Annotated in this window: 8 protein-coding genes; 3 read left to right on the forward strand and 5 right to left on the reverse strand. The window is 71.2% G+C overall.

Translation table 11 applies throughout. From position 1 onward, the window contains the following. Nucleotides 1-35: 35 nt before the first annotated feature. From ABT085_RS16390 to ABT085_RS16410, 5 genes are all read right to left on the reverse strand, one after another. Entirely contained in the window at nt 36-1,115 is a 1,080-nt protein-coding gene (locus ABT085_RS16390) for a 2-oxoacid:ferredoxin oxidoreductase subunit beta (RefSeq protein WP_351607345.1), read from the reverse strand. Next, on the reverse strand, nt 1,108-3,036 hold the full coding sequence (locus ABT085_RS16395; protein ID WP_351607353.1) for a 2-oxoacid:acceptor oxidoreductase subunit alpha: 1,929 nt from the start codon (nt 3,034-3,036) through the stop codon (nt 1,108-1,110). The genes ABT085_RS16390 and ABT085_RS16395 overlap by 8 nt, the downstream gene beginning before the upstream one ends. A 468-nt stretch (nt 3,037-3,504) precedes the next feature. Continuing rightward, nucleotides 3,505-4,164: a LuxR C-terminal-related transcriptional regulator gene (locus ABT085_RS16400; protein WP_351607368.1), complete on the reverse strand. Its 660-nt coding sequence runs from the start codon at nt 4,162-4,164 to the stop codon at nt 3,505-3,507. A gap of 277 nt (nt 4,165-4,441) precedes the next feature. Beyond that, nucleotides 4,442-5,812: a sensor histidine kinase gene (locus ABT085_RS16405; RefSeq protein ID WP_351607356.1), complete on the reverse strand. Its 1,371-nt coding sequence runs from the start codon at nt 5,810-5,812 to the stop codon at nt 4,442-4,444. A gap of 129 nt (nt 5,813-5,941) precedes the next feature. Then, nucleotides 5,942-7,267 (reverse strand): sensor histidine kinase, encoded by a 1,326-nt coding sequence (locus ABT085_RS16410; protein WP_351607359.1) that lies wholly within the window; start codon nt 7,265-7,267, stop codon nt 5,942-5,944. A gap of 212 nt (nt 7,268-7,479) precedes the next feature. Between ABT085_RS16410 and ABT085_RS16415 the strand changes: the two genes are divergently transcribed. The 3 genes from ABT085_RS16415 to ABT085_RS16425 all read left to right on the forward strand — a co-directional run. Next, entirely contained in the window at nt 7,480-7,893 is a 414-nt protein-coding gene (locus ABT085_RS16415) for an NADH-quinone oxidoreductase subunit A (protein WP_384730687.1), read from the forward strand. Continuing rightward, entirely contained in the window at nt 7,884-8,492 is a 609-nt protein-coding gene (locus tag ABT085_RS16420; RefSeq protein ID WP_351607362.1) for an NADH-quinone oxidoreductase subunit B, read from the forward strand. Before ABT085_RS16415 ends, ABT085_RS16420 begins: the two co-directional genes overlap by 10 nt. Then, nucleotides 8,489-9,457, forward strand: a 969-nt coding sequence (locus tag ABT085_RS16425) for an NADH-quinone oxidoreductase subunit C (protein ID WP_351607364.1), incomplete at its 3' end; no start/stop codon positions are given. The genes ABT085_RS16420 and ABT085_RS16425, both read left to right, overlap by 4 nt.

Consider the following 9,457-nt stretch of genomic DNA (forward strand, 5'->3'; position numbering starts at 1 on the left):
GACGGTCCGGGCCCGGTCGGGAATCCTCGACCCGGTCAGCCGACGACGGTCCAGGTGTCGCCGCCCGCCAGCAGCGCCGCCAGGTCCCCCTTGCCGTTCTGCTCGATCGCCGTGTCCAGCTGGTCGGCCATCTGCGTGTCGTAGACCGGCCGCTCCACCGAGCGCAGCACACCGATCGGGGTGTGGTGCAGCGTGTCCGGGTCGGCCAGCCTGGAGAGGGCGAAGGCGGTGGTCGGGGACGCGAGGTGGGCGTCGTGGACCAGGATGTCCGCCTCGTTCTCCGGGGTCACGGTGACCACCGTCAGATCACCGGTGCGCCGGTCGCGTACGACACCGCGCGAACCGTCCGCCCCGAAGCGGATCGGCTGCCCGTGTTCGAGGCGGATCAGCGCCTCCTGGGCCGACTGCCGGTCCTTCAGGGCCTCGAAGGCGCCGTCGTTGAAGATGTTGCAGTTCTGGTAGATCTCCACGAGCGCCGTGCCGGGGTGCGCGGCGGCCTGCCGCAGCACCTCCGTCAGATGCTTGCGGTCGGAGTCGATCGTGCGGGCCACGAACGACGCCTCCGCGCCCAGGGCCAGGGACACCGGGTTGAAGGGGGCGTCCAGGGAGCCCATCGGCGTCGACTTGGTGATCTTGCCGACCTCGGACGTCGGGCTGTACTGGCCCTTGGTCAGGCCGTAGATCCGGTTGTTGAAGAGCAGGATCTTGAGGTTGACGTTGCGGCGCAGGGCGTGGATCAGGTGGTTGCCGCCGATCGACAGCGCGTCACCGTCACCCGTGACCACCCACACGCTCAGGTCGCGCCTGCTGGAGGCGAGGCCCGTCGCGATCGCGGGCGCGCGGCCGTGGATGGAGTGCATGCCGTACGTGTTCATGTAGTACGGGAAGCGCGACGAGCAGCCGATGCCCGAGACGAAGACGATGTTCTCCCTGGCCAGACCGAGCTCGGGCATGAAGCCCTGCACGGCGGCCAGGATCGCGTAGTCACCGCAGCCGGGGCACCAGCGCACTTCCTGATCGGACTTGAAGTCCTTCATGGACTGCCTGGCCTCGGCCTTGGGGACGAGCGAAAGTGCCTCGATCGTGCCCGTGCCTTCCGTGGACGTCTCAGCCATCGATGGCCTCCTTGAGCGCCGTGGCGAGCTGCTCCGCCTTGAACGGCATGCCGTTGACCTGGTTGTACGAATGGGCGTCGACCAGGTACTTCGCCCGGACGAGCGTGGCGAGCTGCCCGAGGTTCATCTCGGGGATCACCACCTTCTCGTAGTGCCTGAGCACCGCGCCGAGGTTGCGCGGGAACGGGTTGAGATGACGCAGGTGCGCCTGGGCGACCGACTCGCCGGCCGCGCGCAGACGGCGGACCGCCGCCGTGATCGGGCCGTACGTCGATCCCCAGCCCAGCACCAGCGTGCTCGCGCCGTGCGGGTCGTCGACCTCGAGGTCGGGGACGTCGATGCCGTCGACCTTGGCCTGCCGGGTGCGGACCATGAAGTCGTGGTTGGCGGGGTCGTAGGAGATGTTGCCGCTGCCGTCCTGCTTCTCGATCCCGCCGATACGGTGCTCCAGGCCCGGCGTGCCCGGGATCGCCCAGGGGCGGGCGAGGGTCTGCGGGTCGCGCTTGTACGGCCAGAAGACCTCGGTGCCGTCGTCCAGGGTGTGGTTGGGGCCCTGGGCGAACTGCACCCGCAGGTCGGGCAGCTCGTCGAGCTCGGGGATGCGCCAGGGCTCGGAGCCGTTGGCGAGATAGCCGTCGGAGAGCAGGAAGACGGGCGTGCGGTAGGTCAGCGCCATCCCGGCCGCCTCCAGTGCCGCGTCGAAGCAGTCGGCCGGGGTGCGCGGGGCGACCACCGGGACCGGGGCCTCGCCGTTGCGGCCGTGCATGGCCTGGAGCAGGTCGGCCTGTTCGGTCTTGGTCGGCAGACCGGTGGAGGGGCCGCCGCGCTGGATGTCGATCACCAGCAGCGGAAGTTCGAGGGAGACGGCGAGACCGATCGTCTCGCTCTTGAGCGCCACGCCGGGGCCGGACGTCGTGGTGACCGCGAGGGAGCCGCCGAAGGCCGCCCCGAGGGCCGCGCCGATGCCCGCGATCTCGTCCTCGGCCTGGAAGGTCCGTACGCCGAAGTTCTTGTGCCGGCTCAGCTCGTGCAGGATGTCCGAGGCCGGAGTGATCGGGTACGAGCCCAGGAACAGCGGCAGGTCCGCCTGGCGGGACGCGGCGACGAGCCCGTAGGACAGCGCCAGGTTCCCCGAGATGTTCCGGTAGGTACCGGTGGGGAACGCCTTCGCCGCCGGGGCGACCTCGTAGGAGACCGCGAAGTCCTCGGTCGTCTCGCCGAAGTTCCACCCCGCGCGGAAGGCGGCGATGTTGGCCGCCGCGATGTCGGGCTTCTTCGCGAACTTCGACGTCAGGAACTTCTCGGTGCCCTCGGTCGGCCGGTGGTACATCCACGACAAGAGGCCGAGCGCGAACATGTTCTTGCTGCGCTCGGCTTCCTTGCGACTGAGGTCGAAATCCTTGAGTGCCTCGACGGTCAGTGTCGTCAGCGGCACCGTATGGAGCTGGTAGCCGTCGAGCGATCCGTCCTCCAGCGGCGAGGTCTCGTACCCCACCTTCTGCATCGCCCGCTTGGTGAATTCGTCCGTGTTGACGATGATCTCCGCGCCGCGCGGCACGTCCCCGATGTTCGCCTTGAGCGCCGCCGGGTTCATCGCGACCAGGACGTTGGGCGCGTCCCCCGGAGTGAGGATGTCGTGGTCGGCGAAGTGCAGCTGGAAGGAGGACACACCGGGCAGGGTGCCGGCGGGGGCCCGGATCTCGGCAGGGAAGTTCGGCAGCGTCGACAGGTCGTTCCCGAACGACGCGGTCTCGGAGGTGAAGCGGTCCCCGGTCAGCTGCATGCCGTCACCGGAGTCCCCCGCGAACCTGATGATCACCCGGTCGAGGCGCTGTACGTCCTTCGCCCCGCCCGGTTTGCGCTGCTCTCCTACGACGGCTCCGTCGGCCTGTTCCGCTGCGCTGCTGACCTTGCTGGTCACTGAACTGGACCTCCCTCGAGGCGGCTGTCTGGGAGCGGCCTTTGCGAAGGCCCTCCCGAAATCAACCCTACGTCCGCAAGGGGCGCCTTCCCCGGGTCATCCGAGCGACGGTCACCGCTTCGGGGCGCTTGCGCGCCCGGAGGTGACACTCTCCCGACGGTCCGGCTCGACACGGTTCACTCGCCCCCGGCGCTTGCCTTGAAGACGTTCTGCGATCGCTGTCTGATGCGGTGATGCGGTGATGCGGTGGTGCGGTGATGCGGTGGTGCGGTGATGCGGTGATGCGGTGATGCGGTGATGCGGTGATGCGGTGATGCGGTGGTGCAACGGTTCGGTGGTTCGCTCGGTGCGGTGCGCTTGTCACGTGTGGTGCGCTCGGTATGTGTGGTGCGGGTGGTGCATTTCCGTGCGTGTGCCGGTTCATGCGGCCGTTCAACTGAAACAGGTGCGGACACCGGTGTCAGTACGTCACGAGTTCAGGTAGGTGAGCACGGCGAGTACACGGCGGTGGTCCCCGTCGCTGGGGGACAGCCCGAGCTTCAGGAAGATGTTGCTGACGTGCTTCTCCACCGCCCCGTCGCTCACCACCAGCTGCCGGGCGATCGCGGAGTTCGTCCGCCCCTCCGCCATCAGCCCGAGGACCTCCCGCTCCCGCGGGGTGAGTCCCGTGAGCACGTCCTGCTTGCGGCTGCGCCCGAGGAGCTGCGCGACCACCTCGGGGTCGAGTGCCGTACCCCCCTGGGCCACCCGGACCACCGCGTCCACGAACTCGCGCACCTCGGCCACCCGGTCCTTGAGCAGATAGCCCACACCGCGGCTGGAACCGGCCAGCAGTTCGGTGGCGTAACGCTCCTCCACGTACTGCGACAGCACCAGCACCCCGAGGCCGGGGTGCGACTTGCGCAGCTGTACGGCGGCCCGCACCCCTTCGTCGGTGTGTGTCGGGGGCATCCGCACATCGGCCACCACGACGTCCGGCAGCGCGCCCTCCGCGTCCAGCTCCGTGATGGTCTTCACCAGGGCCTCCGCGTCGCCGACCCCGGCGACGACGTCGTGCCCGCGGTCGGTCAGCAACCGGGTCAGTCCCTCCCGCAGCAGCACCGAATCCTCGGCGATGACCACCCGCACCCTGTCCTCCACGATCTTCGGCCCCCCACAGCCCGGTGTCACCCGACGGCATCCGCACGGCTCGCCGTACCCCCACCGGGTACCTGCCCGTACGTATACGTCCAGCATTCCAGCAATCGGATCCGACCGCGGCGCGGCGCCGGGAAAACGCGCCCGGCTGCCGACTTTCGGCCTTCGGGCGCATTGTCGATTACGGGGGTCGTGTCTTGCTCGGTTCTGCACGGAGCCCTGTCCCGGGTCGATCGCGGGTGCCGGGTTCCGGCCGTCGGAGCGGGGGTCAGCCCCGCCAGGGCAGCTCCGCCGTCACCAGGGTCGGCCCCCCGGGCGGCGAGTCCACCACCAGCAGTCCGTCCACCGCGTCCAGCCGCCCGGCCAGCCCCGCCAGCCCGGAGCCCGTGGACGCGTCCGCTCCACCGACCCCGTCGTCGAGGACCTGGAGCATCAGCCGGTCCTCCGCTCGCCACACGTCCACGGTCGCGCTCGTGGCCCGCGCGTGCTTGCTGATGTTCTGGAGCAGCTCGGAGACCGTGAAGTAGGCGATCCCCTCGATCGCCTGCGCCGGCCGCTCCGTCAGGTCCACATGCACCCGCACCGGCACCGTGCAGCGCGAGGCGACCGACGACAGCGCGGCGTCGAGCCCGCGGTCGGTGAGCACGGCCGGGTGGATGCCCCGGGCGAGGTCGCGCAGCTCCTGGAGCGCCGTCTTCACCTCGCCGTGCGCGTCGTCCACCATCCGTGCCGCCGCCTGCGGGTCCTCGGTCAGCTTCTCCTTCGCCAGCCCGAGATCCATGGCCAGCGCCACCAGCCGCGCCTGCGCCCCGTCGTGCAGGTCCCGTTCGATGCGCCGCAGGTCGGCGGCCGCCGTGTCGACGACGACACCCCGGTCCGACTCCAGCTCCACCACCCGTGACGCCAGCCGCGACGGCCCCAGCAGCCCGTGCACCATCAGCCGGTCCACCTGCGTCAGCGCCCGTACGATCCACGGCGTGGCCAGCGTGAACAGCAGGCCGACCAGCGCGGTGACGGTGATCTCGAACGGGTTGTCGAGGTAGACCCGGTGGTGCTCGTCGCCGTACAGCTGGAGACCGTCCTGACCGCCGTACATCGGGAAGACCCAGAACCACAGCGGGTACGTCAGCGTCGCCCACCCGTACACCCAGAAGGTCACCGCGACGCTGAACGAGAACACCGCCCACGGGAAGTGCAGCACCGCGTACAGCAGCTGCCGCCACGACGTGCCGCTCTTCAGGACCGCGCCCATCCACGCCCACGCGCCGCGCCCGCGCATCCGCAGCGGCCCGGGTTCGGCCACCTCCAGGCCGAGCAGCCCGCGCGCCCGCGCCCGCTCCAGCGCCCCGAAGCCCCGGCAGCCGGCCAGGCCCGCCGCCAGCACCGGGACGCCGAGGAAGGTCACCAGCAGTCCCGCGCCGACCGAGAGCATCGTGACGGCGTACGTGAACAGCAGAATGCTGATCGGCAGGCTCAGCAGGACGTACCCGAACTCGCGCCAGGCGCGTGCCTCGAACGGCGCCCGCAGCACGGCCGGCAGCCGGTGGCGCCGCTCGCCGCCGCCGTGGCCCTGCCGGTGCTCCTGCCCGTAGGGCATCCCGTACTCCTGCCCGTACCGCGGTCCGTACTCGCTGGCCATCGGTGTCGTCCGTTCTGCTGGTCGGCGGGCCTGCTCCCGTATCCCCACCCTGCTCGATCGCAGGTCAGCGCGACATGGAGGCCGTCGGCGTCTTGGGCGGGGGGTTATCCCCACCCCGGCGCGCCGGGGTCACCGGCGCGGGGAGTCCTCCGCGCGCTCCCGCCAGGGCAGCTCCGCGGTCACCGTCGTCGGACCGCCCGGCGGGGAGTCGACGACGAACAGTCCGTCGACGGCGCCGAGGCGCTCGGCCAGGCCACGCATACCGCTGCCGCCGTCGAGCCGCGCGCCCCCGCCGCCGTCGTCCGAGACCTGGATGAGCAGCCGGTCGTCCACCCGCCACACGTCGACCGACGCCGACTTCGCCCCGCTGTGCTTGCTGACGTTCTGCAGCAGCTCCGAGACGGTGAAATAGGCGATGCCCTCGATGGCCGCGGCGGGTCTCGACGCCAGCTCGGCCGTCACCTTCACCGGCACCGTGCAGCGCGAGGCGACCGACGACAGCGCGGCGTCGAGCCCGCGGTCGGTGAGCACGGCCGGGTGGATGCCCCGGGCGAGGTCGCGCAGCTCCTGGAGCGCCAGCTTCACCTCGCCGTGCGCCTCCTCCACCATCGCCGCCACGTGTTCGTCGGCCTGTCCCTCCAGCAGCTTCTCCTTCGCCAGGCCGAGCCCCATCGCCAGATTGACCAGCCGGGCCTGCGCCCCGTCGTGCAGATCGCGTTCGATGCGCCGCAGGTCGGCCGCGGCCGTGTCGACCACGACCCCACGGTCGGACTCCAGCTCGGCGATGCGCCGCTCCAGCTCGTCGGAGGGCGACAGCAGCGCGCGCACCATCGCCCGGTCCGCGTTGGTGAGCCCGCGCGCCAGGAAGGGCAGCACAGGCCACAGCACGAAGAGCGAGGTCAGCGTGATGGTGAAGGTGAGGATGCCCCAGGGCAGCCGGATGACGTCGTACAGCGCCGCCCGCCAGCCCACCGGGTCCTTCACCATCATCCAGATCCGCTGGAAGAACCCCTCCGTCCGCTTCAGCGGCAGCGGGCTCGGCTCGTCGATCCGTATGCCGAGCAGCGCCCGCGCCCGGCCCCGCTCGAACCGGCCCAGCAGCCGCGACCCCATCAGCCCCAGCGCCAGCAGCGGCAGCCCGACCACGGTGAAGGTGAGCACGCTGCTGACGAGCAGCGCCGTCGTCACGTAGACGAAGCCGAGCAGTGCCATCGGCAGGTTCGCCAGGAGATGCGCGATCTCCTTCCACGTCTGCGGGTCGAGGGCGATACGGGCCGGAGGCAGCCGGCCGTCGTCGTCACCGGGGTCGGCGATCTGCGCGCTCGGGGTGCCCTGGGGGCCCTGGGTGCCCTGAGCGCTTCGGAGGGCCCGCGTGTCCCGGGCGTTTCGGGGGCCGTGGACGTGATGGGTGTCTCCGGTGACGTCTCCGCCGTCGGAAGGCATGGCTGCGGTCATACCGGCCAGGGTGCCCGGCGCGGCGCCGCGACGCCATGAGGTCGGCCACCGAGATCGACGGGGGAAAACCCCACCGTCGGCCCCGCCGTCGGATCTCAAGGCGTGACGGGCTGCTTACCGCTTCTTTATCAGGGCCTAGACTCCCGTGCGTACAGATCGTCGAACGCAGGGTTCACGAGGGTCACGAGTTCAGGGAGCGAGGGACGTTGCCGGTGACGTTGCGGGACACGCTGCGGGACCCGTCCGTCGTCGTCGCGGCGGACTACTTCCACTCCTATTCGGTCGTCGGACTGCTCGCCGTCGTCGGTGTGCTGTTCGTCGCCGTCGCCTTCGGGGCGGGCCGGCTGCTCCGCCCGGTGGTCCCCACCCCCGAGAAGCTCCTCACGTACGAGTGCGGCGTCGACCCCGTCGGCGAGGGCTGGGCCCACACCCAGGTCCGCTACTACGTCTACGCGTTCCTGTACGTCATCTTCGCCGTCGACTCGATCTTCCTGTTCCCATGGGCGACGGTCTTCGCCGACCATGGATACGGCGCGACGACGCTGGTGGAGATGTTCATCTTCCTCGGCTTCCTGACCGTGGGTCTGCTGTACGCATACAAGAAGGGCGTCCTGACATGGACGTGACCCCCGCCTCCCCCGAGCCCGTGCCGCTCCCCGAGCCGAAGCGGCTGGGCGCCCTCGCCCGGCTGGCTCCCGAGCCGATGAAGGTCGTGCTGAACTGGGGCCGCCGCTACTCGCTGTGGGTCTTCAACTTCGGCCTCGCCTGCTGCGCGATCGAGTTCATCGCCGCCTCGATGGCCCGCCACGACTTCATCCGCCTCGGCGTCATCCCCTTCGCACCGGGGCCGCGCCAGGCCGACCTGATGGTGGTCTCGGGCACGGTCACGGACAAGATGGCACCGGCCGTCAAGCGTCTGTACGAGCAGATGCCCGAGCCGAAGTACGTCATCTCCTTCGGCGCCTGCTCCAACTGCGGCGGCCCGTACTGGGACTCGTACTCGGTCACGAAGGGCGTCGACCAGATCATCCCGGTGGACGTCTACGTCCCGGGCTGCCCGCCGCGCCCCGAGGCCCTGCTCCAGGGGATCCTGAAACTCCAGGAGAAGATCGCCCGCGAGTCGCTGGCCGAGCGGTACGGGACCACGCGGCCCTCCGCGGCCGCTCTCCAGAGCGGGCTGGTGCAGCCGCCGCCGGCCCCCGTCGCCGCGGGTGAGGGCCGATGACCGCGACCGGCTGGCTGCCCGCCCCCGCCGACGAGCTCTTCGGCGCCGGGGCCACGGCCGAGGAGTCGTACGACGTCCTGACCGTCGACGTGCCGCCGGAGTCCTGGACCGCGGCGCTCCACGTCGCCCGCGACGAACTGGGCTGCACCTATTTCGACTGGCTGAGCGCGGTCGACGAGCCGGGCACCGGGTTCCGTGTCAGCGCCCACGTGGCGGCCCTGGGGCCGGTGCGCCGGCTCCTGGTGCGCACGACCGTCCCGCACGAGTCGCCGGTGCTGCCGTCCGCCGTGGACGTCTACGCGGGTGCCGCCTGGCACGAGCGCGAGACCCACGAGATGTTCGGCATCGTCTTCGAGGGCCACCCGGCCCTGGACCACCTCCTTCTCCCCGAGGGCTTCGAGGGCCATCCGCTGCGCAAGGACTTCGTCCTGGCGGCGCGGGTCGCCAAGGCCTGGCCCGGCGCCAAGGAGCCCGGGGAGTCCGAGCACGGCGGGCCCAAGCGCCGCCAGATGCTTCCCCCGGGGGTCCCCGACCCGAACGAGTGGGGCCCGCTCAAGGGCCGGCTTCCCGCCGCCCCGGCCCGTCCGGCCCGCGCCGCGGGCCGCGCCCCCGGCGAACGCCCGGTACGCCGTGCCCGTACGGCCTCGGAGGGCTCGGCCAGCCAGACAGACACGACGACCCCGACGGGCACGGCCGCAGGTGCGGGCACGGCCGCGGGTGCGAACGCGGCTGCGGGTGCGCGTGCGGATGTGGGTGCGGCTGCGAACGCGGGTGCGAGTGCGGCCGCGGATACGCCCGGCACGCCTACCGGCCCCGGCACGCCTACCGGCCCCGGCACGGCTACTGGTCCCGGTACGGCTACTGGTCCCGGTACGGGTACCGGCGCGGATCCGGCGGCGCAGACGCCCGCCGCCGCTCCGGCTCCGGCGCCCGGCACGGCCCGCCGGTCCCGCAGCGCGACCGGC

The organism is Streptomyces sp. NPDC002265 (genome assembly GCF_040296125.1).
Classification (GTDB): Bacteria; Actinomycetota; Actinomycetes; order Streptomycetales; family Streptomycetaceae; genus Streptomyces.

Bases quoted from the DNA above. Each gene is read 5' to 3' on its own strand.
- ABT085_RS16390 (WP_351607345.1), bottom strand. From the start codon at position 1,115: ATGGCTGAGACGTCCACGGAAGGCACGGGCACGATCGAGGCACTTTCG.
- ABT085_RS16405 (WP_351607356.1), bottom strand. From the start codon at position 5,812: ATGGCCAGCGAGTACGGACCGCGGTACGGGCAGGAGTACGGGATGCCC.
- ABT085_RS16410 (WP_351607359.1), bottom strand. From the start codon at position 7,267: ATGACCGCAGCCATGCCTTCCGACGGCGGAGACGTCACCGGAGACACC.
- ABT085_RS16420 (WP_351607362.1), top strand. From the start codon at position 7,884: ATGGACGTGACCCCCGCCTCCCCCGAGCCCGTGCCGCTCCCCGAGCCG.